Below are 24,479 nucleotides of genomic sequence, written 5' to 3'. Positions count from 1 at the left end.
GTCGACACACGGCGCGGGATCGCCCTAGGCTTCCGTCCGTTCCGCGGCGACCTCCCCGGTTCCGCTCGAACCTTGTGGGTTCCGCCCGGACCTTGTCGGCCCCCACCTGCCCCCACGAGCGAAAGTCGTCACCGAAGTGCCAAAACGAGGCCGCTCCTCGGACCCCGCCGCCGGCCACCGTCGGGTCCCCAAGGCGTCGCGGTTCCGGTCCATCCGGTTCAAGGTCGTCCTGATGGTGACCGTCTCGGTCGTCTCGCTCGGCGTGCTCTGGGCCTTCGCCGCGAGCATCGCGCTCGGCCAGGGCCTCAACCTCCGGCACGTCGAGACCGTCCAGGACCACTTCGGCTACCCGTCCGGCGCGCTCGGCAGCGCCCTGCAGAACGAGCGCCGGCTGTCGATGGTGTACCTCGGCAGCCGCACCGACGGAGACCGCGCCGCGATGGAGTCGGGGCGGCTCGTCACCGACCGGCAGGCCGAGCTGTTCCGCCGCCTCGTCCAGGACCCCGGCGCCCGCGGCGCCGCGCCCGCGCAGGCCCGCCGGCTCGCCGACCGGATCGGCGGCGAGCTCGCCGCGCTCGGCACCGGGCGGCGCGCCATCGACGCCGGCGCCACCGGCCGCGCCAAGGCGTTCGCCGACTACACCGCCCTGCTGTCGGACGTCGGGTCGCTGCAGGGCTCCCTCGCCACCCTCGACAACTCCGAGGTCGCCAAGGACGCCCGCAACGAGGCGTCGCTGTCGCGGGCCCGCGAGACCCTCGCCGAGGAGGACGCCGTCCTCGCCGGCGCGCTCGCCGCCGGGCGGATGACGCCCGCCGAGCACGCCCAGTTCGTCAAGCTCGTCGGCACCCAGCGCGCCCTGTACGGGTTCGCCTCGTCCGAGCTGCGCGCCGACGACCAGTCCTACTACCAGCGCGTCACCGGCATGCCGGAGTACGCCCGGCTCCGCGCGCTGGAGGACCGGTTCGTCGCGTCCCGCACGCTCGTCCGGCCGTCCACCGACTCCGGGACGCTGTGGAAGACCACCGCCGACTCCAACCTCACCCGGCTGCGCGGCCTGGAGCTGTCGGTGGCCGCGGGCGCCGAGCAGCGCGCCAAGCCGATCTCCGACGGCATCATCACCCGGGTCGTGCTGGCCGGCGTCCTCGGCCTCCTCGCCGTCGTCGCGTCCCTGGTCATCGCGGTGTGGGTGGCGCGGTCCGTGATCCGCGAGCTGGCCCGGCTGCGCCGCGAGGCCATCGACCTCGCCGACGTCCGGCTGCCCGGCGTGATCCGCCGGCTGCGCCGCGGCGAGGAGGTCGACGTGGCCGCCGAGGCGCCGCCGCTGGCGTTCGGCACCCGCGAGATCGACCAGGTCGGCGAGGCGTTCAACGCCGCCCGCCGCACCGCCATCCAGGGCGCGGTCGAGGAGGCGACGCTGCGCCGCAACGTCAGCGACGTCTTCGTCAACCTCGCCCGCCGCAGCCAGACGCTGCTGCACCGCCAGCTCAAGCTGCTCGACTCGATGGAGCGGCGCATCGAGGTCCCCGACGACCTGGAGGACCTGTTCCGGGTCGACCACCTCGCCACCCGCATGCGCCGGCACGCGGAGGGCCTCATCATCCTGTCCGGGCAGGCGCCCGGCCGCGGCTGGCGCAGCCCCGTCGCGATCGTCGACGTCGCCCGCGCCGCCGCGTCCGAGGTCGAGGACTACACCCGCGTCAACGTCGCGCCGATGACCCGCGCCGCGATCGTCGGGCCCGCCGTCGCCGACGTCATCCACCTGCTCGCCGAGCTGATCGAGAACGCGACCGCGTTCTCGCCGCCGCACACCACCGTGCAGGTGCACGGGCAGGCCGTCTCGCACGGCTTCACCCTGGAGGTCGAGGACCGCGGGCTCAGCATGGACGAGCCGAGCCTCGCCGCGGCCAACGAGCGGCTCGCCAGCGGCGGCGAGTTCGACCTGTCCGACGCCTCGCAGCTCGGCCTGTTCGTCGTCGGCCGGCTCGCCCGCCGGCACGGCGTCAAGGTCACCCTGCGGACCTCCCCGTACGGCGGCATGACCGCGATCGTGCTGCTGCCCGAGGACCTCGTCGTCCGCGCCGACGCCGAGGCGCTGGAGGCGCCGCCCGCGCTCACCACCCGCCGCGCCGAGGACGCCCTCGTCCCGGTCGGTGCCGTCGTCGGCCGCCGTCCGGACGGCCCCGACGACGACGGGCCCGGCGGCGCCGTGCTGCGCCTCCCGGCCGGACGGCACGCCGCGGCGCCGCGCCCGGAACCCGCCGAGGCCCGTCCCGCGGAGCCGCTCGCCCGCCCGCCGCGGTTCGGCGACGACCCGCTCGGCCCGCTCGCCGAAGACCCCTTCGGCGACGACCCGCTCGGCGCGGGCCCGGGCGGCGGCGCGGCGGGCCGCTCCACCGGGTTCGGCGACCGCGCCGGCGGCCCGCCCACCGGCCCGATCGGCCTGCCCTCCGACGGTCCGCCCACGGGCCCGGTCGGCCTGCCCTCCGACGGTCCGGCCACCGGCCCGATCGGGGTCCCGGCCGGCCCGGCCCCCGGCGGCGCCGCGACCGGCCCGATCGGATGGGGCCCGAGCGACGCGTCCGGCGAGACCGGCGACGGGTCCGGACCGGGGGAGGCGTCCGAGGCGACCGGTCCGCGGCCGGTGTTCGCCGAGCCCGTGCAGGGGCCGCTGCCCGAGCAGCGCCGGTCGCCGTCCGCGTGGGGCGAGCCGCCCGCGCGCCGCGACGACGAGCGGCCCGCCGCGCAGCGGACGCCGCGCTCCCCGCGGGAGGTCCGCCGCCGTCCCCCGGGCGCCGCGCGCGGCGACCGGCCGGCGTTGCCGAAGCGCGTCCGGCAGGAGAACATGGCCGCTCAGCTGCGCGAGGAGCAGGGCGCCCGGCCCGCCCCCGAGCCCGCGCCGCGCGCCGGCCGCACCCCCGAGGAGCTGCGCTCGATGATGTCGTCCATCCAGCAGGGCACCCGGCGCGGGCGCGCCGAGGCCCTCGATACCGAGGACTCGTGAGCCCGCATGAGCGGTCCTGGGAGCGAATGGCTCGATGACGAGGCCGGGCCGATCGTCCGGTCGTACGCGCTCACCCGCGGGCGCGCCAGGCCCGCCACGGCCGAGGCGTTCGACATGATCACGATCGTCGCGACCGCGGCCCGGCCGCGCTCCGGGTCGCCCGGCATCGGCCCCGAGCACCTGGACATCCTGGAGATGTGCCTGCAGCCGCAGCCCGTCGCCGAGATCGCCGCCCGGATCCGGCTGCCGCTCGTGGTCGTCCGGGTGCTGCTCGGCGACCTGCTGCACCACCGGCTCATCACCGTCACCCGCCCGCAACAACAGGAGAGCACGCTCTCCAAGGAACGCCTGCTCAGGGAAGTGCTGCATGGTCTCCAAGCCCTCTGAAGCCGCGGGTCCGGCGCCCGCCGCGCCCATCGCGGTGAAGATCCTCGTCGCCGGCGGTTTCGGGGTCGGCAAGACGACGCTCGTCGGCGCCGTCAGCGAGATCCGGCCGCTGCAGACCGAGGAACTGCTCACCGACCGGGGCATCGGCGTCGACGACACCGAGGGCGTCGAGCAGAAGACGACCACGACCGTCGCGATGGACTTCGGCCGCATCACCATCCGCGACGGCCTCGTCCTCTACCTGTTCGGCACCCCCGGCCAGGACCGCTTCTGGTTCATGTGGGACGAGCTGTCGTACGGGGCGCTCGGCGCGGTCGTGCTCGCCGACACCCGCCGCCTCGCCGACTGCTTCCCCGCCGTCGACTACTTCGAGAACCGCGGGCTCCCGTTCGTCATCGCCGTCAACATGTTCGACGACGGCTACGACTACACCGAGGACGAGATCCGCGAGGCGCTCGACCTCGGCGACGCCACCCCGATCGTGCTGTGCGACGTCCGCGAGCGCGCATCCGGCAAGGAGGTGCTGACCACGCTGGTGAAGCACCTGCTGGCGGTGCACGCGGCGGAGACGGCGAACGCCGGGGCCCTGTAGGCTGCGGGCGATGCACCGGACACGCGCGCGGCTCTCCGACGGCCGCGAACTCGTCTACTACGACGAGTCCCCCGGTCGGGTCCCCGTTCCCGACCCCCGCGGCCTGCCGCCGGTCGAGCCGGTGTGCGAGGTCCGCCGCGACCCGCTGACCGGCGACCACGTCACGGTCACCGCGCACCGCAACACGCGCACGTTCCTGCCGCCGCCCGACCAGTGCCCGCTGTGCCCCGGCGGTCCCGCCTCGGAGATCCCCGACGACTCCTACGACGTCGCCGTCTTCGAGAACCGGTTCCCCTCGTTCGACACCCGGACCCCGGCGGTGCCGCCCGCGGTCGACGGCGCGGAGGTGTTCGCCCGGTTCGCCGGCGCGGGGCGCTGCGAGGTCGTCTGCTTCACCGACGACCACGACGCCGCGATGACGGACCTGCCCGTGTCCCGCGTCCGGACGGTCATCGACGCGTGGGCCGACCGCACCGCCGAGCTGTCGGAGATCCCGACCGTCCGGCAGGTGTTCGCCTTCGAGAACCGCGGCGTCGAGATCGGCGTGACGCTGCACCACCCGCACGGGCAGATCTACGCGTACCCGTTCGTCACCCCGCGGACCGAGCGCGTGCTCGCCATGGCGTCCCGGCACCCCGGCCTGTTCGACGACGTGCTGAAGGCCGAGCGGGCGGGGACCCGGGTGGTGCTGTCGGGCGAGCACTGGACGGCGTACGTCCCGGCTGCGGCGCGCTGGCCGGTCGAGGTCCACCTGATGCCGCACCGGCACGTCCCCGACCTCGCCGCACTGGATACCGCCGAACGCGACGAGCTGGCCGTCCTCTACCGCGACCTGCTCCGCCGCTGCGACGCCCTGTACGGCACGCCGCTGCCGTACGTCGCGGGCTGGCACCAGGCGCCGACCGGCGAGGGCCGCGACCTCGTCCGGCTGCACCTGGAGCTGTTCTCCATCCGGCGTTCCCCCGACAAGATCAAGTACCTGGCGGGATCGGAGTCGGGCATGGCGGCGTGGATCAACGACGTGCCGCCGGAGGCCGCCGCCGCGCGGCTCCGCGAGGTCACTGCCGGCTGAGCGTCCGGGTGATCCCGGCGGCGATCGTCGTCGCGAGCACCCAGCCCGCGATGACCAGCGCGTAGGCCAGCCACTGGTGCCAGCCCGCGGGCTTGAACGCCTTCTCCTGCCCGAAGTCGATGATGGGCAGCAGCAGGTCCAGCGTGTAGAACAGCGCGTTGAACGGCGGATGCTCGTCGGCCTTCAGCGGTGCGGGCGGATGCGGCCCGAACACCGCGGTGCCCACCGCCAGCAGCCCCGCGAGCCACGCCGCCGCCCACACCGGACGGAATCCGTACCCGACCGTCACGTCCTGCAGATACCCCCACAGCCGCGCGTACCGGGGCCGCGTCGAGCGGTGCCTGCGCTGCTTGGCCAGCAGGACGTTCCGCGCCGCCCGGTCGTCGCCCGCCTGCCGGTACGCGGCGGCGAGCTGCTCGTACGCGTGCGGGACGTAGCCCTCCTCGTCCCGCTCCAGCATCGCGATGCGGACCTTGGCGGGGAGCCGCGGCGTGAGCGAACCGTACGTCAGGCCGTCCAGCCAGACCGTGCCGCCGAGCGCGCCGGGCGCCGCGTGCAGCAGCCCGAAGCGGCCGCGCAGCAGGTTCACCGGGCCGTCGACCCGCGCCTCCCGCAGCCAGACCTCCCCGATCACCGCGCTCGTCGCCCGCAGCGCGCAGGACGCGTCGGACAGCCGCGCGCTCGTCAGCACCAGCAGCCCGGGGATCGCGGCGCCGCGCAGGCTGACCTCGCCCTCCATGCGCGCGCCGGTGGCGACCAGATCCGATGCCACGGTGAGGTTCTCGCCGTCGAACGCCCGCCCGCCCGGGGTCAGCAGCACGGCGCCCCTGAGGTTCAGCGTCCCCGCGACGGACGCGCCGTTCAGCCGGATCTCCCCGCGCGCCTCCAGGCCCGGCGCCCAGAAGTCGTCCTCGATGACGGAGTGGTTGAGGTGCAGGACCTCCTTCCGCGCGCCGTCCTCCCCGAGCCGCGCGCGCTCCAGGAAGAAGGCGCCGGCCAGCCGCGCCCCGCCCAGGCGGACCTGCCCCGGGACGCGGCAGTCGGTCATGCGCAGCACCCCGTCCACCTTGAGGGTCTGCGCCACCAGGCCCGGCAGGAAGGAGCCGCTGAGGTTCAGCTGCCGCAGGTGCGCGCCGTACAGCTCCGGCGCCTCGTCGAAACGGCAGCCCGCCATCCGCACCGGATGCGCGACCGACGCGTACCGCAGGTCGAGCCGCCCCGAGATCCGCGCACCGCTCAGCCGCAGCGCCGCGATCTCCCCGTCGGCCGCCGGCCCCAGCAGCAGCTTGCGCAGCACGCCCGCCCGGACCGTCCGCTCGGCTCCCCACGCGGCGCCGTTCTCCGGATCGTCGTCGCCGTCGCGCAGGTCGATGGGCCGGCCCGTGGGGAACGCCCGCCACACGCGCCGCTCGACGGGGGTCAGATCGATCGGCTCCACAAGCCAGGAACCTACCGGCATCATCCGGTCCTTCGCCGAACGACCGGGCGAGAACGGTCACGCGCGGCACGCGGCCGCGTTCGCTGCGTTTTCGCGCACTTCGCGGAACGATCTCACCCCGGTGCCCTAGCCTCCCAGGCATGCCCGAAAGCGTGCTGGCGCAGGGAGCGTTCGACGGCGTCGCCGCCACGGCCGCGGGGCCGCCGCTGGCGTTCGCCTCGCGGACCGGCCAGGGCGCCAACATCGGCCAGGGCTGGGATCTGCGCACGCGCGCCGCGCTGGGCCCGCCGATCCCCGACTTCCCCGACCACCGCGCGGAATGGGCGTTCGGGCTGCTGCCGGACGGCGCGCCCGTGGTGGCCTGGACGCACCGCGACCGCGTGCACGTCCTCGACCTGTCCACCGGCGCCGAGGTCGCCGTCGACGGGCAGCCCGACCTGCTCGGGCTCGCCGTCCACGGCGGCCGCGGCGCCGTCGTCGCCGTGTTCGGCCCGGCCAGCGACGCCCGGGTCGCCGTGCTGGACGCCCGCACCGGCGACCTGCGCACCGAGTTCGGCGTCTGGCTCGGCCACTGGACGGCCATCGACCGCTGGATCCTGCACGCCGCACCGGCGAGCGGGCCCCTCGTCGGCCTCGCCTGCGACACCGAGCGGACCATCGGCCTCCTCGACGTGGAGCGGGAGGAGGAGGCCGCGTCGCTGCCGTCCTCCGGCTCGCAGGCGGTGCTCGCGCCCGGCCCGGACGGCCCGCCGCTCCTCGTCCAGCCGTCCGGCGCCGAGGTGCTCACCCGGACCCTGGACGGCGACGCCGCGGTGGCGCTGCCCGCGCCGGGCGGCATCGGCGCGGTCGCCGCCGCCGTCGCCGGCGGCCGTCTCCTGGTGGGCGCCGACGTCGGCGGCGAGCTGCTGGTGTGGGACGCCGCGTCCGTCACGCCGCGCCGCCGCGTCCCCCTGCCGGCCCGGGTGAACGACCTGGCGCTGAGCACGGACGGGACGCTGATCGCCGCCACGGACACCGGCCTCCGCCTCGCGTCCGCGTGACCACCCGCACTGTCGCCTGTCGCCCGCGCTGTCGCCCGACGCCGTCACCCGCGCTCGGCGAACGCGGCGGCGACGCCGTCCCTGCCGGCGCCCGCGGCGAGCATGACCCGCAGCAGGACGCGGGCCTTGTAGGGGTCGAGCATCCCCGCGTTGATCAGCCCGCGCCGCTGGAGATCGGTCTCGGAGCCGGCGGCGCCGTAGGTGTCGCGCAGCACCGGCCCGGCCCCCGTCCGCGACGCGAGCACCACCGGCACGCGCTGCGCGAGATCGCCCAGTACCGGCGCGAACGAGGCGGGCACGTGCCCCACCCCGAAGCCCGCCACGACGAACCCGTCGCACCCCTCCGTGTTCATCATCGACGGATCGTCGTCCAGCACGACGGTGTGGAGCCCCACCCGCACCCCGGCCAGGGCCGCCGCGTCGACCTCGACGGGCGCTCGGCGCGGCACGCCGCCGTGCACGCCGACCCGCCCCTCGTGGACGAACCCGATCGGACCGGCGTTCGGCGACGCGAACGCACCCGTGCTCGTACTGTGCGCCTTCCGCACCCACCGCGCCGCGTGGATCTCGTCGTTCATGACCACCAGCGCGCCGAGCCCGCGCGCCTGCGGCGCCGCGGCCACGTGCGCGGCCGCGAGCAGGTTGGCGGGCCCGTCCGGGCCCGCCAGCGTCGGGTTCCGCATGGCGCCCGTCATCACGAACGGCTCGTCATGGGGCCAGAGCAGGTCGGCGAGGAACGCCGTCTCCTCCAGCGTGTCGGTGCCCTGCGTGACCACGATGCCGAGCGCGCCGTCCCGCACCGCGTCCGACGCCCGCCGCACCAGGTCGAGGATCCGCGCGAACGTCAGCCGGGCGCTCGGGACGGCCTCGATGTCCCGCACCTCCAGCGGCACGCCCACGCCCGCCAGCCGGGGGACGGCGGCCATCAGGTCGGCGCCGCTCAGCCGCGCCACGACCGTCCCGCCGTCGCGGCCGGGACCGTGCCCCGCCATCGCGATCGTCCCGCCCAGCGTGAACAGCGCGACGCTCATACCGGCCTCCCCACGAAGATCGACTCGCCATGGCCCACGCTAGCCTCGCGCCCGCGCCGGGAAGAGGACGGAGAGCCGGGGAAGCCGCCGGGCGATCTCCGCCGGGTCGTCGAAGTCCCAGGACGGGTCGGCGGGCGCGGTGTCGTACGGCGTCTCGTGGCCGCGGGCGAGCAGGGCGCCGCCCAGGCCGTCCTCGTCTCCGGTGACGCGCTCGTAGGCGGTGGCGGCCAGGTAGTTGAACGACTCCCATTCCGGCCATTCCGCGTCCGACCATCCACCCATCGGGCGGCCCGCGAGGCGCCGGATGCCGGGCAGCTCCGCCAGCAGGTCGGGCGCCGCGGTGACGAGGTGGAACGTCCGGCGGCCCTGGCCGATCAGCCAGGGCTGGAAGTACCAGAAGGCGTCCATCGAGCACAGGCCGCCCATGATCCGGTACGCGGCGCCCCAGAGCGCGTAGGTGTCCGACCGCAGGCGCGTCTCGTCCTGGCGGACCTGGAAGTCGGCGATCTCCGCCGGCGGCAGGCGGACGAGCCGCTCTTCGAGCCAGGCCAGCCGGCGGCCCGGGTCGGGGGAGTGGTCGCGGGACCGCTCGACCAGGTCCCAGAACTCGTCCTCGGTCATGCGGGGCAGTCTGGCAGCCGGGTACGACAGGGCCGCCGGGTACGACAGGGCCGCCGGGTACGACAGGGCCGCCGGTGCGCGCGGAGCGCACCGGCGGCCTGGGGGTGGGGTTCAGCGTTTGGCGATGCGGTACTGGAGGCGCGCCTCGGCCGGGGTGATGGCCCGGTCGAGGAACATCAGGCCGTCCATGCGGCAGTTGCAGGGGTTCGCCTCCCGGGTGTTCTGCGGGAAGCTGCCGCCGATCTTGATGCCGCGCGGGTCGGTGGCGGAGGCGAGGTGCGGGCTCGGCGTGCCCTGGAGCTTCCAGGGGTCGCCCGAGACGGTGTAGAAGCCGTCGAGGGGCTCGCCGTCCTTGTAGAGGGCCATCTTGCCGGTGTCGTAGTCGAACGTGGCGGCGAGATGCACCCAGGTGTTCTGCGGCAGGAGGGTGCGCCAGTCCGCGTTCGCGGCGAACGTCTGCGAGCTGCCGCCGTCGATGCGGCGGCCGAGCGCGACGAGCCGGAGCGTGCCGGAGACGTCGATGATCTCCAGCAGGGCGCGGACGGCGTGGCCGTCGGAGTCCCCGGTGAGGACGCCGATGAGGCCGACCGCGTTGTACACGTCGTCCGGGTTCGCGGTGCCCGAGTTGGGCGACGGGTTCGTGCCGGTCATCTTGAACCAGCCCGCGACGGTCGCGCTGCGCGCGGCGTTGAACGCGTGCAGGGACGGGACGCCGGTCGCGGAGTAGACGCCGGCCTTCCAGTCGTCGTTGCCCGCGGTGGACGGGTTCACCTGGCCGAGCTGGATCGCGTGCCGGCGGGCGCCGTCCCGGACGCGCATCGCGGCACCGCCGTTGATGAGGCCGATGGTGGTGCCGGAGGGGCCGAGGTCGCGCTCCTGGGCCGCGTCGCCGCGGACCGGGTGCTCGAAGTCGTAGTACGAGACGAGGTTCTTCTTCAGGGACGGGGCGACGCCCGGGGCCGGGGACGCCTGGGCCGGGGCGGCCAGCGAGGCGGCGACGACGGACGCGCCGAGCAGGGCGGTCGCGGCCGTGATGCGGCGGCGGAGCAGCATGGAGGGTCTCCTTCTGGTGCCCCCGGGGCGGGCGGGTGAGGTCCGCCCGCCCCGGGGAGGCCGGTTACCGTGCCGGGTTCGCGTGGACGGTCAGGTCGCGGAGCCGTCCGATGTTGTCGAACGACCCGAAGCCGACGCGTCCGGACGTGAACGTCTTGTCGAGGGCGGTCATGGCGGGACGGGTGGAGCCGTCCACGTAGACCGCGATCTCGCCGGTGTCGGCGCAGTGCGCGACGCGGACGCGGTGCCAGTCGGCGTCGGTGATGGTCGGCGGGGCGCCGTGCGAGCGGTTGGCGTTCCACTGCTGGTCGATGCGCAGCCGGTCCGCGCCGTTGACGACGAAGATGCCGTTGTGCGGGTAGATGCTGTTGTCGGTGGACAGGTGCGCGTAGTAGAAGTGCGTGTCGTCCTGGTAGCCGAAGACGATGATCACGTCACGGTTGATGATGTCGACCGGGGTGTCGAGCCGCACCTCGGCGTCGATCTTGGACGAGCCGAGCACCGGGCCCGACTTCAGCACCGCGTACTCGAAGGGGCGGCGCGGGCCGGGCCGCTGCGTCCCCTCCTCCGCGAGGACGACCTCGTTGCCCGGGAACCGCCACTTCGACGGCGTGACGGGCGCCCAGTTGTCCGCCGCCATGAGGCGGCTCTCGCGGATGTCGTTCGGACGGCAGCCGGCGTAGCTCTTGGTGCCGACGACCTTCCAGATCTTGCCGTTGGCCTTGGAGAGCAGGTAGGGCTCGCCCTTGGCGTCCGATCCGTAGCGCAGGTCGACCCGGTTGTCCCCGGCGAGCTGCTTCATCGTGACCGGGTTGCCCTTGGTGTCGTAGGCCGCGAGCGAGTAGATCTGCGCGCGGTGCTTGCCGGCCGGGTCCCGCTTCATCTCCGACTCTTCGGTGTACATGAGCCGGCCGTCGACGATGTCGGTGAACAGGTACTTGCCGCGCAGGGCGGGGAGGGCGGCGCCGCGGTAGACGTAGCCGCCGGAGATCGCGTGCCCGGTGTCGCTGGAGCAGTCCCAGTTCGCGGGCGGGTCGTGGTCGTAGGCCGCGACCGGGTAGTCGTAGTTGTTCTTCGCGTCGTCCGCGGGCAGCGGGTACAGGTGGCAGCGGTCGTCCTTGCGGAAGGTGAACGCGCCCTCGCGCTCGCTCCAGCCGATGTTGTCGCCGGCCTTCACCTCGTGGATCGACTCGATCTCGTGCTCGCCGATGTGCGCGAGGAACATGCGGTGCGTGCCGCCGGTGTCCCAGCTGAACCGGTGCGGGTCGCGCATGCCGTAGGCGTAGATCTCGCCGACCTTGCCGGACTGGCCGGCGAACGGGTTGTCGGCGGGGATGCCGTACTTGCCGTTCGCGGAGTTGTTGCCGGACGGGTCGATCCGCAGGATCTTGCCCTGCGGGACGCCGAGGTTCTGCGGGTCGCCGCCGTTGTCGCCGACGTTGCCGTTGCCGCCGTCGCCGACGGACAGGTAGAGCTTGCCGTAGTCGGCGTCGCCGCGCTTGGCGTTGGGGTTGAAGTCGATCTGCTGCAGGTTGTGGATGCGTCCGGCGAAGCCGATGCGCAGCAGCTCGCGGTGGGTGCCGTGGAAGGTCTGCGCCTTCGGGTCGTCGGCGGTCCACTCGTCGACGACGCCGTGGTAGCCGGTCTTCGGCTGCGGCGTGAGGTCGGGCGTCTTCGTCTTGAGCGCGTCGCCCGACTCGACGTGCGTGGTGTAGAACTTCCCGTTCTTCTTGAAGTCGGGGTCGAACGCGACGAAGCCGAAGCCCTGGCCGAGGCCGGCGGCCGAGAAGAAGTCGGGGAAGGCGGCCTTGACGTCGAGGTAGACGTGCGACTTCCCGGACTTCTTGTCGAGGAAGTACAGGTTGCCGTTCAGGTCGGGGACGTAGAGCCGGCCCGAGTGGTCGGGCAGCTCACCGACGTGGTTGATGCGGTTCCAGCGCTGCAGCCGCGGGTCGGTGGGCGGTGCGGAGGGCTCCGACTTGGGCAGCTGGGCGACCTCCTTGAGGACGAGGCCGAGTCCGGACGGGGCGGGGTCGTCGGGGATGGGGTCGAGGATCGGGGCGTCGTCGCGCGCCTGCGCACCGGCCGGGAGCACGGTGATGAGGGCGGCGAGCATCGCCAGGGTCGTCAGCAGGCACCATCTCAGTTTTTTCATTCCGACCGTCCAAGGTGGGGGGGATGGGTGGGGGACGGAGTGGATTGGAAAGCGCTTTCTGGAAGCGCTTTCCCGAACGTACGACCGGCTCTCGCCCGCCGTCAAGAACGAATTCGGAGCCGGATCGGGAGGCCGGAGGCCGGCCGGGCGCGCCCCGACCAGGCATGCGCCAGCGTCGCGGCGGCCGACACCGCGAGCCCGACCGGAGCCGCCGCCGCGTGCCCGGCCAGCGTCAGCGCGACGGCGAGCACCGCGCCCGGCGCCCAGATCCACGTCCGGACGGGGCGCGCGGGACGTCCCCGCCGCCGCCGCGCCGCCTCGGCGGCCATCGGCGGGACGAGCGCGGGCAGCGCGGCGGCCAGCACCGTCAGCCAGTCGAGCAGCATCCGGTCGACGCGCAGCGCGGCGAGCACCGCGCCGGGCACCGCGACCGCCAGCACGCCCCACACCCGCGCGCCGGGCGGGCCGTCCGGCCCTCGTCCCGCGGGGAGGAAGCGGCGCACGGCGAGCGCCCCGGAGTGCACGGCGGCGAACGTCGGGGCGATCACCGACGCGGCGACGAACAGGTTCGCGGCGGGCAGCCCGTCCGGCCCGGCCAGCACCGCCACCACGTCGGTGGACCCGCTCGCCGCCGCGACGCCCGCGCCCACCACCGACGCGGCCAGCGCCGGGCCGACCAGCAGCGCGACGCACGCCGCGAGGTCGCGGCGGCCGCGCAGCCCGGCGGTGAAGTCCGGCGCCCGCACCGCGAACACCGACACGTAGCCGATGTAGCCGGCCAGGTCGGCGGCCAGCCCGGTGAACGGGCCGTCCCGCGCGAACGACACCGGCGACGCGGGCGGCGGCAGCCGCACCGCGACGATCCCGATCAGCGCGATGGCGGTCAGCGTGGTGGCGACCGCGATCGCGTTCCAGCGCCCGCCGCCGGCCAGCAGGACCGCGACGATCGGGACGGTCAGCAGGACGGCCCCGGCCGCGTCCGGCAGGCCGGTGAGCGCGGCGAGGGCGGCGCCGCCGAGCCCGACGTTGAAGCCGAACCAGCCGGCCATCGCGACCGCGAGCAGCGCGGTGAACGCCCGCTCGGCGACCGGCGGCAGGTAGCGCGGGGCGAGGACGGTCATGCCGGCCCCCTCGCCGGCGGGCGGGCGCAGGCCGAGCCGTCCCTGCGCGGCGAGCAGCGCGGTCATCACGACGCCGCCCGCCGCGAGCACGGCGACGGGCAGCGCGCCGCCGTGCCGCCCGCCGACCTGCGCGCCGAGGACCAGCGCGCCCGGCGCCGTCCCGATCCCGAGCCACGCCCCGGACGCCGCCCGCCACGTCCGCCCCTCGCCCTCCCCGCCCGCCGGCTCGCGGCGAGCGGCCGTCCCGCGCGCCGTCATGGCGACGGCTCGCCGCGGGTGAACGCCGTCCGGGGCGTCATGCCACGTGCTGGGCGAAGCGGGACAGGGCGAGGTCGAGGGCGGCGGCGCCCGGCATCGCCCAGAGCGCGTCGTTGAAGATCTCGACCTCGATCGGGCCGGTGTAGCCGGTGGCGTCCACGGCCTCGCGGAACCGGCGCAGCTCGATGCGGCCGTCGCCGAGCATGCCGCGGCCGGTGAGGACCCCCTCGGGCAGCGGCGTCACCCAGTCGGCGACCTGGAACAGCGCGATCCGGCCCTCCGCGCCCGCGCGCGCGATGCCGTCCCACACGTCCGGGTCCCACCACAGGTGGTAGGTGTCGACCATGACGCCGACCTGCGCGGCCGGGAACGGCGCGGCCAGGTCGAGCGCCTGGGCGAGGGTGGAGACGACGCACCGGTCCGAGCAGTACATCGGGTGCAGCGGTTCCAGCGCGAGCTGGACGCCGTGCTCGCCCGCGTAGGGCGCGAGCTCGGCGAGCAGGTCCGCGACCCGCGCCCGGGCGCCGTCCAGGTCCCGGGAGCCGTCCGGCAGGCCGCCGCTGACCAGGCACAGGACCGGGGTGCCGAGCGCCGCGGCCTCCTCGATCGCGCGGCGGTTGTCGGCCAGGGCGTCCGGGTTCTGGAAGAAGCCGCCCCGGCACAGCGACGTGACCGTGAGGCCGTGGTCCCGGACGAGCTTGGCGGTGCGGCTCAGGCCGTACTCGGCGACGGGCTCGCGCCACAGGCCCACCCCGGCGCCGGCGGCCGCGCACCCGGCGAGCAGGTCGGGCACGGGCCAGTGCCGGGCCGTCCACTGGTTGAGGCTGAACCTGGTCATGCGGCTCCTTGGACGGTCAGCCAGGCGCGCATCCGGGTCGCGGCGAGGTCCGGGTCGGGAAGGAGCCCGGCCGCGTCGGCGAGCCGGAACAGCCGGGTCAGGTGCGGGACGGACCGCGCCGACTCCAGCCCGCCGACCATCCGGAAGTGCCGCTGGTGGCCGGCCAGCCAGGCGAGGAACACGACCCCGGTCTTGTAGTAGAAGGTGGGCGTCTCGAAGAGGTGCCGGGCGAGCGGCAGGGTCGGCGCGAAGATCTCCTCGTACTCGTCCGAGCCCCGGTCGAGGGCGTGCAGCGCGGCGGCGGCGGCCGGGGCGATCGGGTCGAAGATCCCGAGCAGCGCGTCGCTGTGCCCCTCGGCGTCGCCCTTGATCAGCTCCGGGTAGTTGAAGTCGTCGCCGGTGTAGAGCCGGACGCCCGCCGGCAGCCGCCGCCGGAACGCGATCTCCCGGCCGGCGTCCAGCAGCGAGATCTTGACGCCGTCGACCGACGCGGCGTGCTCGCGGATCAGCGCCAGCACCGCGTCGGCGGCGGCGTCCAGGTCGGACGAGCCCCAGTAGCCCTCCAGCGCCGGGTCGAACATCGGGCCGAGCCAGTGCAGGACGGCCGGGTTCCGCAGCTGCGGCAGCAGCCGCCCGTACACAGCCGCGTAGTCCTCCGGCCCGCGCGCGGCGGCGGCGAGGTGGCGGCTCGCCATCAGCACCGGGACGGCCCCGGCGCCCTCGATGACGCCGAGCTGCTCCTCGTAGGCGGCGGTGATCTGCTCCAGGGTCGCCGGGCCGGGCGGGAGCTGGTCGGTGCCCGCTCCGCAGACGATCCGGCCGCCTGCTGAAAGCGCTTCCTCACTGCTGCGAACGATGAGCTCCCGGGTCGTCGCCCAGTCCAGCCCCATCCCGCGCTGCGCCGTGTCCATCGCCTCCGCGACGCCCAGCCCGTACGACCACAGGTGGCGGCGGAACGCCAGCGTCGCGTCCCAGTCCAGCGAGTCGCCGAACGGATCGGCGACGACGTGCGCCGCCGCGTAGGCGACCCGCGACGACGGCGGCCCGGACGGCCGCGGGTAGGCGCGCGGCTCGCCCATCGTGTACGGGACGAGCGTCCCGTCCGGCTCCGGCAGCTCGATCTTCATCGCCGCAGCTCCGGCACCTCGAGGCGGCGCCCCTCGCGCCACGCCTGGAGCCCCAGCTCCGCGAGCTGCACCCCGCGCGCGCCCGCGTAGAAGTCCCAGGCGAACGGCGCGTCCTCGGTGACGTGCCGCAGGAACATCTCCCACTGCGTCTTGAAGCCGTTGTCGAACTCGGTGTTGTCGGGGATCTCCTGCCACTGCGAGCGGAAGTCCTCCGTCGCCGGCAGGTCCGGGTTCCACACCGGCTTCGGCGTCATCGACCGGTGCTGGACGCGGCAGCGCCGCAGCCCCGCGACCGCCGAGCCCTCCGTCCCGTCGATCTGGAACTCCACCAGCTCGTCGCGGAACACCCGGGTCGTCCACGACGAGTTGATCTGCGCGACGATCCCGCCGTCCAGCTCGAAGATCCCGTACGCGGCGTCGTCGGCGGTCGCCTCGTAGGGCTTGCCGTCCTCGTCCACCCGCTCGGGGATGTGCGTCGCGCCGAGCGCCTGCACGGACCTGACCGGCGCGATCGCGTCGAGCACGTACCGCCAGTGGCAGAACATGTCGAGGATGATCCCGCCGCCGTCCTCGGCCCGGTAGTTCCAGGACGGCCGCTGCGCCTCCTGCCAGTCGCCCTCGAACACCCAGTAGCCGAACTCGCCGCGCACCGACAGGATCCGGCCGAAGAAGCCGCCGTCGATCAGCCGCTTCAGCTTCAGCAGCCCCGGCAGGAACAGCTTGTCCTGCACGACGCCGTGCTTGATGCCCGCCTCGTCGGCGAGCCGGGCGAGCGCGAGCGCGCCCGCCAGGTCGTCGGCGAGCGGCTTCTCGGTGTAGACGTGCTTCCCGGCCGCGACCGCCGCGCGGATCGCCTCGACGCGGGCGCTGGTGACCTGCGCGTCGAAGTAGACCTCGGTGTCCGGACGGGCCAGCGCCTCGTCCAGGTCGGTCGTCCAGGCGTCCAGCCCGTGCCGTGCGGCGAGGTCCCGCAGCTTCGCCTCCGACCGGCCGACCAGCACCGGCTCCGGCCACAGGTCGGTGCCGTCCGCGAGCCGCAGCCCGCCCTGCTCGCGGATCGCGAGGATCGAGCGCAGGAGGTGCTGCCGGTATCCCATCCGGCCGGTCACGCCGTTCATGACGATCCCGATGGACTTGCGTGCCATCCCGTTCCTTCCCAGCCTTCGTGATGTGGGCAGTGTTGAGAGAGCCGGCGTCGGAAGAGCCGGCTCGTCGGTTGGAGGGGCCGGTTAGTCGAGCGCCGCGCCGGCGCCGAGCAGCTTGCGGATCCGGCCGGTGACGCGAGCGAACTCGGGCTGCGCCATGGTCTCGGCGTAGTCCCGCTCCGCGGGCAGGTCCACGTCGATGACCTCGGCGATCGTGCCGGGCCTGTCGGTCATCACCACGACCCGGTTCGCCAGGTACGCGGCCTCGGCGACCGAGTGCGTGACGAGCAGGACGGTGGTGCCGGTCTCCCGCCAGATCCGGTTCATCTCGATGTTGAGCTGCTCGCGGGTGAGCGCGTCGAGCGCGCCGAACGGCTCGTCCATCAGCAGGACGGGCGGTTCGTGCAGCAGCGCCCGGCACAGCGCGACCCGCTGCTGCATGCCGCCCGACAGCTCGTGCGGCAGCGCGTCCTCGAAGCCGGTGAGCCCGGTCATCTCCATCAGCTCGGCGGTGCGCCGCCGCGCCTGCTCGGCGGGCATCTTGCGCATCTCCGCCTGGAGCAGGATGTTCTTGCGGGCGCTGCGCCACTCCAGCAGCGCGGCCCGCTGGAACACGTAGCCGATGTCGGCGCGCGGCCCCGCGACCTGCTCGCCGCGCAGCCGGACGGTCCCGGTGGACGGCTTGAGCAGCCCCGCGACCAGCTTCAGCAGGGTCGACTTCCCGCATCCGGACGGCCCGACGATGGCGACGAACTGCCCCATCGGGACGTCCAGCGACACCTCGCGCAGCGCGGTGACGTCGCGCTTCTTGCTGCGGAACCGGACGGCCACCTCGTCGATCCCGACGGCGGAGGCCTGCTCCGCCGCGGCCTTGCCCGGTTGGCTCATGGTCTTCATCGCCCGTCCGCTCATCCCTGCGCCGCCAGCTGCGGCGACCAGTACTTCGACGGCTCCTCGGCCTTGCCGATGACCCCGGTCTGCTGGAACAGCGTGATCGTCCGCTTCCAGTCGTCCTCGGTGTTGACGCCGGGCGCCTTGCCCTGCGTCGCCTGCGTGTGCAGCAGCGTTAGCGTGGTCTTGAACTGCTCGGACACGACCGGGGTCGGCGGCAGCTGCTCGGACGCGCCGGCCATGCTCGCGACCGCGCCCTGCGGGTCGGACTCGGCGGCGCTCCACGCCTCGCTGGTGGCGGCGACCATGTCCTTGACCAGGTCGGCGTCGCTCTTCAGCTTCCGCTCGCCGACCAGCAGGCCGTTGGAGAAGAAGTTGACCCCGAAGTCGGAGTAGCGCAGGTACGACACCGGCTTGCCGGACTTGTTCGCGACCGTCGGGCCCTGGTCGTTGGCGAACCCGACGAGGCCGTCCGCCTTGCCGGAGATGACCGCGGCGATCTTCCCGGCCGGGTCGGTGTTCTGCAGCGGGACGTCGCTCTCCGACAGCCCGTTCTTCTTCAGGAAGACCGGGAAGGTGCGCGAGAGCGCGTCGCCCGCCGTGATGGCGATCTTCTTGCCCTTGAGGTCGGCGGGGGCCTTGAGGTTCTTGCTGCTGAACGCCTGCACCGACGCGGGCGTGGTCTGCAGGAACACCCCGATGCTCTTGATCGGCATGCCCTTGTCGACGGCGGCGAGCAGCGCCGGGGTGTCGGCCCAGCCGAAGTCGGTCTGCCCGGCGCCGGTCGCCTGGACGGTCTTCTGCGAGCCCTGGCCCGCCTTGATCTCCAGGTCGATGCCGTGCTTCTCGTAGATGCCCTTCTTCTTGCCGTAGTAGAACGGCGCGTGCTCGCCGTAGGGGTACCAGTTCAGCGTGAGGGTGACCTTCTTCAGCTTCTTGCCCGAGGCGCCGGTGGTCTCGTCGGAGCCGCCGCCGCAGGCGGCGGCCGCGAGGGCCACGGCCGGGACGAGGACGGAGGCGGCGAGGATGCGGAGTTTCATGGGACGGTCCTCCATGGGTGGGGTGAGCTCCCGGCCGGACGGCCGGTTTCGTGGAGGCGGGTTCGGAAGGCGCCCGTCGCGGGACGGGCACCGGGTCAGTAGGTGGTGGTGACCGCCTCGCCGCGGCGGCTGGCGTGCCAGGGGAGCAGCAGCTTCTCGGCGATCTCGACGGCGACGAACAGCACGACGCCGATGGCGGACATCACCAGCAGCCCGGCGAACAGCATCGGGGTGTCGATGTTGCCGTTGGCCTGCAGGATCACGTAGCCGAGGCCCTCGTTCGCGCCGACGAACTCGCCGACCACGGCGCCGGTGACGGCCAGCGTCACGGCGACCTTCAGGCCGGAGAACAGGTGCGGCAGCGAGGCCGGGAGCCGGATCTTGCTGAAGGTGGCGAACGCGCTCGCGCCCATCGTGGACGACAGCTGCAGCATCTCCGGGTCGACCGCCTTCAGGCCGGCGACCATCGAGATCACCACCGGGAAGAACGCGATCAGCACCGCCACGACGATCTTGGGGCCGATGCCGAAGCCGAGCCAGACCACGAACAGCGGGGCGATGGCGATCTTGGGGATGACCTGCGCGAACAGCAGGATCGGGTAGAGGGTGCGCTCGACCGTGCTGGAGTACACCATGAGCACCGCGGCGAGGACCCCGATGACCACCGCGAGCGCGAAGCCGATGAGGGTCTCGTAGGTCGTCACCCAGGTGTGGTGCCAGATGTAGCCCCACTTGTCGCCCATGAGCTTCAGCGTCGTCCACGGCGAGGGCACCAGGTACGCCTCGACCAGCTTGAACGCGGTGATCGCCCACCAGGCGGCGAAGCAGGCCACGAGCAGCGCGACCGGCCGCCAGGCCGACTCCAGCGCGCCCGCGATCCGTTCGCCCGCGCCCGGCCGGGCGCGCTCGACGACCCCCGCGGCGTCCGCCGCCGGCTTCTCGTCCGACGTGCCGTGCCCGCGCGGGGGCCGGTTCGCCGAGCGCGGGGGGTCGTCCCCCCGCGAGAGGTGCTGACTCACCATGGTTCCTCCGGGACCGTGCCGAGAAAGCGCGTTCAGAAAGCGCTTTCTGAGGTACCGTAAGAACCTGCGCCGGGCGCGGTCAAGGGGGTCTTTCCGAACGGGCCCGCCGCGCGGCGGCCGGCGAGGGGCCGCGGGACGGCCGCGGTTCCCGCACGGGGGGCGCGGAGGACGGCTCCCACGAGGAGGACGCATGACCGAGGCGGCGGACGAGCCGCGCACCGGCGACCGGGCGTACGTGACGCTGCAGGACGTCGCCCGGCAGGCCGAGGTGTCGCTGGCCACGGCCTCCCGCGTGCTCAACGGGACGTCGCAGGTCAGGGCCGATCTGCGGGAGCGGGTGCTGGCCGCCGCCGCCGAGCTCAGCTACACCCCGAACGCGCACGCCCAGGCCCTCGCCAGCTCCTCCAGCAAGGCGGTCGGGGTGATCTGCCACGACGTCAGCGACCCCTACTTCGCCGCCGTCGCCCGCGGCGTGATGCGCACCGCCGCCGAGCACGGGATGCTCGTCATGCTGGCCAGCACGTTCCGCGACCCGTCCCGCGAGATCGAGTACGTGGCGATGCTGCGCGCGCAGCGGGCCCGCGCGATCCTGCTGATCGGCTCCGGCTTCGAGGACCGCGACTGGGAGCGCTCGATGGCCGGCGAGCTGGAGCCCTACCAGCGCACCGGCGGGCGCGTCGCGGTGCTCAGCCGGCACCGCAGCCTCAAGGTCGACGCCGTCCTGCCGCAGAACCGGGAGGGCGCCGGGGCGCTCGCCCGCGCGCTGCTCGACCTCGGCCACCGCGACTTCGCCGTCCTCACCGGGCCGCGCGCGCTCACCACCGTCTCCGACCGGCTCGGCGGGTTCACCGAGGCGCTCGCCGAGGCGGGGGTGCGGGTGCGCGAGGAGCACATCGTCGAGGAGTCCTTCACGCGCGACGGCGGGTACCGCGCGGCGACCGAGCTGCTGCGCCGCGCACCCCGTCCGACCTGCGTTTTCGCGGTGACCGACGTGATGGCGATCGGCGCGCTCGCCGCGCTGCGCGACCACGGCGTCGCGGTGCCGGGCGAGGTCTCCCTCGCGGGCTTCGACGACATTCCGATCGTCCGCGACCTGGCGCCGCCGCTCACCACCGTCGCGCTGCCGCTGGAGGCGATGGGCGAGCACGTCATGGGCCTCGCCCTCCGCGAGCCGGCCGCCCGCCGCAGCCGCATCGAGCGCGTCGCCGGCCACGTCATCCTGCGCGAGAGCACCGCCGCCCCCCGCTGACCCCGCACTCCTCGCGCACCGGGCGCCTGTTCAGGGGTTGAGGACGGCGAAGACGATCTTGCCTGCCTTGCCGGCGACCGGCCGGACTCCCCAGCAGCGGCAGAACTGATCGACGATGAACAGGCCCCGCCCCGCCTCGCTGATCGTGTCGGCCCGCTGGACGCACGGCAGGTCACACGAGGCGTCCTGCACCTCCATCCACAGCGCGCCGTCCTCGTCCCGCCCGATCCGGAACGTCACATCGTCGTCGGACGCGGAGGCGTACCGCAGCGCGTTGGTGACGAGCTCGCTGGCCACCAGGCACGGCACGAAGTCGTCCATGCCCCACTGACCGGTGACCAGCCGCACGAACCGCCGCACCTCAGCCACGACCGCGAGATCCTGCTTCACCGCCATCTCGCCCTCACCCCGCGCCGCCTCACCCATGATCCTTCTCCTCACTACGTGTGATGAACACAACACAAGTAGCAATGTTGCGCAGTATCGTGGGGTTGCCAGATCGCCTTGGAAACGACTGGCGACAGGCGTGTCCTCCTGGCGAGGTACCAAGGAAGGAAACTTCGCGTCATGCCCCCAAAACGGCAACGTCCCAAGGAGTCCCTCGCGCTGATCGCCTTCGGTGGCCAGATGCGCCGGATGCGCGAAGCGAAGAACATCACGCAACAGTCCATCGCCGATCACACGAACATCAGCAAAGGCCAGGTGAGCCGCATCGAGAGCGGCACCAGGCGCGCTACCCGGTCCTTCGTCGAGGCTGTAGACCGCCTACTCGAAGCCGACGGAGCACTCATCAAACTCTGGGAGGACCTGAACAGGAATGGCCATCCGGTGCCGGTCTGGTTCGACTGGCCCAATATCGAGGCGGACGCGGCAACGCTGGTCTCCTGGGAGCCCATGCTGATCGCCGGGCTGGTCCAGACCCCGGCCTACGCCTCAGCTCTCCTGCGCGGCAACCAGGAAGCGGTAGAGGCGCGACTCAGCCGTCAGTACATCCTCAAGAACAACGAGGAGCGGGTGCCGCCGGATCTGGTCCTTCTGGTGGATGAGCAGGCGCTCTACCGTCCCGTGGGCACACCCGAGACGACCAGGGGACAACTCGAGCACCTCATCGAAATGAGCATGTTGCCCAACATCACGGTTCAAGTAGTGTTGGCAAGCGGCGAGCATGACGGCAACATGGGCGCGTTCGTGGTCGCAACGATGGACGACCGCAGCGAAGTCGCCTACATCGAAACGGCCATACGAGCGATCACGACGGACGACCCCACGGACCTGTCGATGCTCACCCGGACCCTGATCGCGCTTCGTTCGCGGGCGCTCACCGAAGACATGTCGCGCGACCTGATGAGAAAGGTCATTCAGGAGAGATGGACCTGACGAACGCGAAGTGGCGAAAGAGCAGTTACACCGGCTCCAACGGCGGCAATTGCGTTGAGGTAGCCGGACTCGTGTGGCGCAAGAGTGCGCGCAGTGGCGAGAACGGCGGGGACTGTGTCGAGTTGGCGGACGCGGCCGGGGCGGTTGCTGAGGCGGTGGCGGTGCGCGACAGCAAGGACCCGGGCGGCCCCGTCCTGCTGGTCACCCGCGTGGCCCTGCGCAGCGCCGTGAACTCCGCCCGCGCGACCCGCTGACCGTCCCGCCACGCGTCCTTCTCCTCCACAGGCCGAGTCGGACGGGGCCGTCCGCACCGCCAGGCCGGGCACGTCCGCCTACCGGCTCGTTGACTTGCGGCGAGTCGCGGTCATGGACGCCGCCATGACAACGACTCGCCGCGACTCACCGGAGCGGATGGGCTTGCAGGTCGGTGAACTCGAACTCGCAGTTGTCGGCGCGCAGGCCGATCGAGCCGGGCCGGACGATCGGCGGGCCGTGCCGGCCGTCGTCCACGGCCTCCAGCAGCTCGCGCCCGTTCTGGCGGACGGCGACGGTCACCAGCGACCGCCCGTTGGAGGTGATCCGGACGTCGAAGGACTGCCACGCGCCGGGCCGGAACGGGTGCCGGACCTGGGCGAGCGTCGTGTAGGTGCCGCCGTTCTCGGTGCCGCCGGCCAGCTTCTTCTTCACCACGAGCAGCCCGTCCCGCCGGGCCAGCGAAGCGACGTACAGCTCGGTCTGGTCCTGGCGGCGCAGCATCAGGTGGACGCCGTCGGTCGGCTCGGTCGGCGCCCGGCCGCCGCCCGGCACGAGCCGCAGCACGCGGACCCGCAGCGTCACCCGGACGTCGCCGAAGTCGGCGCGGCGGGTGTTCATCCGGAACACGCTCGACCCGGTGCCGGTGGACGACCGGGCGTCCGGAACCGCCCGGTCGGGCGGCCCCGACCAGCCGGCGCCGTCCCGGACGAAGAGGGACCCGCTGGTCACGTCCCAGTCGGCGGACCGGTGCGCGTCGGGCGCGCGCGGGTTCCAGTGCGCGTACTCGTTGGTGACCAGGCGGTCGTGCCCGGACGTGCGGGACGTGAAGTCGCCCGTCCCGCCGCGCCCGGCCAGGGACCAGACGGCCGGGGGGATCGCCGCGACGGCGACGGCGCCCGCGATGAAGGTCCGCCGGGAGGCCATCGGCTACCCCGCGTCGGGCGCCGTGCACAGGCCCCGCGCCCGGAGCCCGGTGATGATCGCCGGAAGGGCCCGGATGGTGGCGGCGGAGTTGGCGACGCCGTCGTGCATCAGGACCACCGAACCGGGGCCGGCCTGCGTGAGGACGGTGGCGGCGATGTCGGCGGGCCGGCGCCCGCGCCAGTCGTTGGTGTCGACCGACCAGCGGACGACCCGCAGCCCCAGCGCGCGCGCCTGCTCGTCCACGACGCCGTCGGTGTTGCCGAACGGCGGCCGGAACAGGGTGGGGCGCGGCGCGCCCGCCCGCATGATCGCTGCGGTCGTGTCGGCGAGCTGGCGGCGGATCGCGGGGGCGTCGAGATCGGCCATGTGCGGGTGGTCCCAGCTGTGGTTCTCGGCGAGGTGGCCGCCCGCGACGACCGCGCGGACCAGCGCGGGACGCGCGGCGGCCTTCTTCCCCATGATGAAGAACGTGGCGCGCACGCCGTAGGCGCGCAGGACCTCCAGGATCTGCGGCGTGTAGACGTCGGGGCCGTCGTCGAAGGTGAGGGCGACGCGCCCGCGCCGGCACGCGTTGCCCGTGCCGGCGTGGCTGAGCATCGCGCGGGTGACGACGGTCTCGGCGCGCCCGGTGCCGGCGCTGCCGCGCCGCGGGACCAGCGCGTCCAGCGCCGGCGGGACGATCGCGGCGAGCGCGAGGACGCCGAAGGCGAGCTCGGTGAGGTGGCGGCGGAACCGCCGCGAGCGGCGGGCCGGGGGGGGGGGGGGCGCCCCCGGGCCGCGCGGGGCACTGGGGGGGAGACGGGGGGGGGCGCGGGGGGGGGGGGGGGGGGCGGGTGCGGCGG

23 protein-coding genes are annotated in these 24,479 nt (G+C 73.8%); 8 read left to right on the top strand and 15 right to left on the bottom strand.

The genetic code is table 11. The annotated features are described in order from the left end of the window. Nucleotides 1-232: 232 nt before the first annotated feature. Genes ABT299_RS14180 through galT form a run of 4 tightly spaced genes read left to right on the top strand, consistent with a single transcriptional unit; the run spans nucleotide 233 to nucleotide 5,052 of the window. Nucleotides 233-3,001: a sensor histidine kinase gene (locus tag ABT299_RS14180; protein ID WP_500251012.1), complete on the top strand. Its 2,769-nt coding sequence runs from the start codon at nucleotides 233-235 to the stop codon at nucleotides 2,999-3,001. Between the two features lie 6 nt (nucleotides 3,002-3,007). Next, on the top strand, nucleotides 3,008-3,388 hold the full coding sequence (locus ABT299_RS14175) for a DUF742 domain-containing protein (protein ID WP_151545489.1): 381 nt from the start codon (nucleotides 3,008-3,010) through the stop codon (nucleotides 3,386-3,388). Then, nucleotides 3,369-3,980: a GTP-binding protein gene (locus tag ABT299_RS14170; RefSeq protein ID WP_190861132.1), complete on the top strand. Its 612-nt coding sequence runs from the start codon at nucleotides 3,369-3,371 to the stop codon at nucleotides 3,978-3,980. Before ABT299_RS14175 ends, ABT299_RS14170 begins: the two co-directional genes overlap by 20 nt. A gap of 10 nt (nucleotides 3,981-3,990) precedes the next feature. Continuing rightward, a complete protein-coding gene (gene galT / locus ABT299_RS14165; RefSeq protein ID WP_500251011.1) occupies nucleotides 3,991-5,052 on the top strand; it encodes a galactose-1-phosphate uridylyltransferase in 1,062 nt (353 codons plus the stop codon). Here the strand turns inward: galT and ABT299_RS14160 are convergent. Next, complete coding sequence (locus ABT299_RS14160) at nucleotides 5,039-6,490, bottom strand: hypothetical protein (RefSeq protein WP_500251010.1); 1,452 nt, start codon at nucleotides 6,488-6,490, stop codon at nucleotides 5,039-5,041. The two genes, galT and ABT299_RS14160, sit on opposite strands and share 14 nt — an antisense overlap. Nucleotides 6,491-6,630: 140 nt before the next feature. Between ABT299_RS14160 and ABT299_RS14155 the strand changes: the two genes are divergently transcribed. Beyond that, nucleotides 6,631-7,530 (top strand): YncE family protein, encoded by a 900-nt coding sequence (locus ABT299_RS14155; RefSeq protein WP_500251009.1) that lies wholly within the window; start codon nucleotides 6,631-6,633, stop codon nucleotides 7,528-7,530. A 44-nt stretch (nucleotides 7,531-7,574) separates the two neighbouring features. Here the strand turns inward: ABT299_RS14155 and ABT299_RS14150 are convergent, their stop codons facing one another. From ABT299_RS14150 to ABT299_RS14100, 11 genes are all read right to left on the bottom strand, one after another. Continuing rightward, entirely contained in the window at nucleotides 7,575-8,561 is a 987-nt protein-coding gene (locus ABT299_RS14150; protein WP_500251008.1) for an asparaginase, read from the bottom strand. Between the two features lie 39 nt (nucleotides 8,562-8,600). Further along, complete coding sequence (locus tag ABT299_RS14145) at nucleotides 8,601-9,182, bottom strand: DUF4240 domain-containing protein (protein WP_500251007.1); 582 nt, start codon at nucleotides 9,180-9,182, stop codon at nucleotides 8,601-8,603. Between the two features lie 111 nt (nucleotides 9,183-9,293). Next, nucleotides 9,294-10,235 carry a LamG-like jellyroll fold domain-containing protein gene (locus ABT299_RS14140; protein WP_500251006.1) on the bottom strand — a complete coding sequence of 314 codons (942 nt, stop codon included), beginning with the start codon at nucleotides 10,233-10,235 and terminating at the stop codon, nucleotides 9,294-9,296. Nucleotides 10,236-10,299: 64 nt separating this feature from the next. Then, a complete protein-coding gene (locus tag ABT299_RS14135) occupies nucleotides 10,300-12,390 on the bottom strand; it encodes a PQQ-dependent sugar dehydrogenase (protein ID WP_387022508.1) in 2,091 nt (696 codons plus the stop codon). Between the two features lie 101 nt (nucleotides 12,391-12,491). Further along, nucleotides 12,492-13,769 (bottom strand): purine-cytosine permease family protein, encoded by a 1,278-nt coding sequence (locus tag ABT299_RS14130; protein WP_500251005.1) that lies wholly within the window; start codon nucleotides 13,767-13,769, stop codon nucleotides 12,492-12,494. Between the two features lie 37 nt (nucleotides 13,770-13,806). Continuing rightward, entirely contained in the window at nucleotides 13,807-14,607 is an 801-nt protein-coding gene (locus ABT299_RS14125) for a sugar phosphate isomerase/epimerase family protein (protein ID WP_190861112.1), read from the bottom strand. Further along, nucleotides 14,604-15,734 (bottom strand): dihydrodipicolinate synthase family protein, encoded by a 1,131-nt coding sequence (locus tag ABT299_RS14120; RefSeq protein ID WP_387022503.1) that lies wholly within the window; start codon nucleotides 15,732-15,734, stop codon nucleotides 14,604-14,606. Before ABT299_RS14120 ends, ABT299_RS14125 begins: the two co-directional genes overlap by 4 nt. Next, the gene (locus ABT299_RS14115; protein WP_387022500.1) at nucleotides 15,731-16,879 is read right to left on the bottom strand and encodes a Gfo/Idh/MocA family protein; all 1,149 of its coding nucleotides are present in this window, start codon (nucleotides 16,877-16,879) and stop codon (nucleotides 15,731-15,733) included. Before ABT299_RS14115 ends, ABT299_RS14120 begins: the two co-directional genes overlap by 4 nt. Nucleotides 16,880-16,963: 84 nt before the next feature. Further along, nucleotides 16,964-17,776: an ABC transporter ATP-binding protein gene (locus ABT299_RS14110; protein WP_190861105.1), complete on the bottom strand. Its 813-nt coding sequence runs from the start codon at nucleotides 17,774-17,776 to the stop codon at nucleotides 16,964-16,966. 11 nt (nucleotides 17,777-17,787) lie between these two features. Further along, nucleotides 17,788-18,810, bottom strand: coding sequence for an ABC transporter substrate-binding protein (locus ABT299_RS14105; protein WP_500251004.1), 1,023 nt, complete (start codon nucleotides 18,808-18,810; stop codon nucleotides 17,788-17,790). A gap of 95 nt (nucleotides 18,811-18,905) precedes the next feature. Next, nucleotides 18,906-19,832, bottom strand: a complete 927-nt coding sequence (locus tag ABT299_RS14100) for an ABC transporter permease (RefSeq protein WP_190861101.1) — start codon at nucleotides 19,830-19,832, stop codon at nucleotides 18,906-18,908. 190 nt (nucleotides 19,833-20,022) lie between these two features. Between ABT299_RS14100 and ABT299_RS14095 the strand changes: the two genes are divergently transcribed. After that, nucleotides 20,023-21,081 carry a LacI family DNA-binding transcriptional regulator gene (locus tag ABT299_RS14095; protein ID WP_190861098.1) on the top strand — a complete coding sequence of 353 codons (1,059 nt, stop codon included), beginning with the start codon at nucleotides 20,023-20,025 and terminating at the stop codon, nucleotides 21,079-21,081. A 30-nt stretch (nucleotides 21,082-21,111) separates the two neighbouring features. Here ABT299_RS14095 and ABT299_RS14090 read toward each other — a convergent pair whose 3' ends face one another. Beyond that, on the bottom strand, nucleotides 21,112-21,507 hold the full coding sequence (locus tag ABT299_RS14090) for an ATP-binding protein (protein ID WP_500251003.1): 396 nt from the start codon (nucleotides 21,505-21,507) through the stop codon (nucleotides 21,112-21,114). A gap of 141 nt (nucleotides 21,508-21,648) precedes the next feature. Here ABT299_RS14090 and ABT299_RS14085 point away from each other — a divergent pair, with 141 nt between their 5' ends. Next, entirely contained in the window at nucleotides 21,649-22,458 is an 810-nt protein-coding gene (locus ABT299_RS14085) for a helix-turn-helix domain-containing protein (protein WP_500251002.1), read from the top strand. Beyond that, nucleotides 22,449-22,712: a DUF397 domain-containing protein gene (locus tag ABT299_RS14080; protein WP_387022482.1), complete on the top strand. Its 264-nt coding sequence runs from the start codon at nucleotides 22,449-22,451 to the stop codon at nucleotides 22,710-22,712. The genes ABT299_RS14085 and ABT299_RS14080 overlap by 10 nt, the downstream gene beginning before the upstream one ends. A gap of 145 nt (nucleotides 22,713-22,857) precedes the next feature. On the opposite strand, the gene ABT299_RS14075 is transcribed toward ABT299_RS14080, so the two are convergent. Both ABT299_RS14075 and ABT299_RS14070 read right to left on the bottom strand, forming a co-directional pair. Continuing rightward, entirely contained in the window at nucleotides 22,858-23,637 is a 780-nt protein-coding gene (locus ABT299_RS14075) for a hypothetical protein (protein WP_500251001.1), read from the bottom strand. Nucleotides 23,638-23,640: 3 nt separating this feature from the next. Next, nucleotides 23,641-24,479 (bottom strand): polysaccharide deacetylase family protein (locus ABT299_RS14070; protein WP_500251000.1); only part of this gene is annotated, 839 nt, incomplete at its 5' end.

It is taken from the genome of Spirillospora sp. NPDC000708 (assembly GCF_040299565.1).
Classification (GTDB): Bacteria; Actinomycetota; Actinomycetes; order Streptosporangiales; family Streptosporangiaceae; genus Spirillospora.
Note: the sequence above shows the minus strand (reverse complement) of the source record. Positions and strands in the feature narration are given on the sequence as shown.

Coding starts and splice junctions, on each gene's coding strand:
- ABT299_RS14180 (WP_500251012.1), top strand. CDS start 233: ATGGTGACCGTCTCGGTCGTCTCGCTCGGCGTGCTCTGGGCCTTCGCC.
- ABT299_RS14175 (WP_151545489.1), top strand. CDS start 3,008: ATGAGCGGTCCTGGGAGCGAATGGCTCGATGACGAGGCCGGGCCGATC.
- ABT299_RS14170 (WP_190861132.1), top strand. CDS start 3,369: ATGGTCTCCAAGCCCTCTGAAGCCGCGGGTCCGGCGCCCGCCGCGCCC.
- galT (WP_500251011.1), top strand. CDS start 3,991: ATGCACCGGACACGCGCGCGGCTCTCCGACGGCCGCGAACTCGTCTAC.
- ABT299_RS14155 (WP_500251009.1), top strand. CDS start 6,631: ATGCCCGAAAGCGTGCTGGCGCAGGGAGCGTTCGACGGCGTCGCCGCC.
- ABT299_RS14150 (WP_500251008.1), bottom strand. CDS start 8,561: ATGAGCGTCGCGCTGTTCACGCTGGGCGGGACGATCGCGATGGCGGGG.
- ABT299_RS14145 (WP_500251007.1), bottom strand. CDS start 9,182: ATGACCGAGGACGAGTTCTGGGACCTGGTCGAGCGGTCCCGCGACCAC.
- ABT299_RS14140 (WP_500251006.1), bottom strand. CDS start 10,235: ATGCTGCTCCGCCGCCGCATCACGGCCGCGACCGCCCTGCTCGGCGCG.
- ABT299_RS14135 (WP_387022508.1), bottom strand. CDS start 12,390: ATGAAAAAACTGAGATGGTGCCTGCTGACGACCCTGGCGATGCTCGCC.
- ABT299_RS14130 (WP_500251005.1), bottom strand. CDS start 13,769: ATGACGGCGCGCGGGACGGCCGCTCGCCGCGAGCCGGCGGGCGGGGAG.
- ABT299_RS14125 (WP_190861112.1), bottom strand. CDS start 14,607: ATGACCAGGTTCAGCCTCAACCAGTGGACGGCCCGGCACTGGCCCGTG.
- ABT299_RS14120 (WP_387022503.1), bottom strand. CDS start 15,734: ATGAAGATCGAGCTGCCGGAGCCGGACGGGACGCTCGTCCCGTACACG.
- ABT299_RS14115 (WP_387022500.1), bottom strand. CDS start 16,879: ATGGCACGCAAGTCCATCGGGATCGTCATGAACGGCGTGACCGGCCGG.
- ABT299_RS14110 (WP_190861105.1), bottom strand. CDS start 17,776: ATGAAGACCATGAGCCAACCGGGCAAGGCCGCGGCGGAGCAGGCCTCC.
- ABT299_RS14105 (WP_500251004.1), bottom strand. CDS start 18,810: ATGAAACTCCGCATCCTCGCCGCCTCCGTCCTCGTCCCGGCCGTGGCC.
- ABT299_RS14100 (WP_190861101.1), bottom strand. CDS start 19,832: ATGGTGAGTCAGCACCTCTCGCGGGGGGACGACCCCCCGCGCTCGGCG.
- ABT299_RS14095 (WP_190861098.1), top strand. CDS start 20,023: ATGACCGAGGCGGCGGACGAGCCGCGCACCGGCGACCGGGCGTACGTG.
- ABT299_RS14090 (WP_500251003.1), bottom strand. CDS start 21,507: ATGGGTGAGGCGGCGCGGGGTGAGGGCGAGATGGCGGTGAAGCAGGAT.
- ABT299_RS14085 (WP_500251002.1), top strand. CDS start 21,649: ATGCCCCCAAAACGGCAACGTCCCAAGGAGTCCCTCGCGCTGATCGCC.
- ABT299_RS14080 (WP_387022482.1), top strand. CDS start 22,449: ATGGACCTGACGAACGCGAAGTGGCGAAAGAGCAGTTACACCGGCTCC.
- ABT299_RS14075 (WP_500251001.1), bottom strand. CDS start 23,637: ATGGCCTCCCGGCGGACCTTCATCGCGGGCGCCGTCGCCGTCGCGGCG.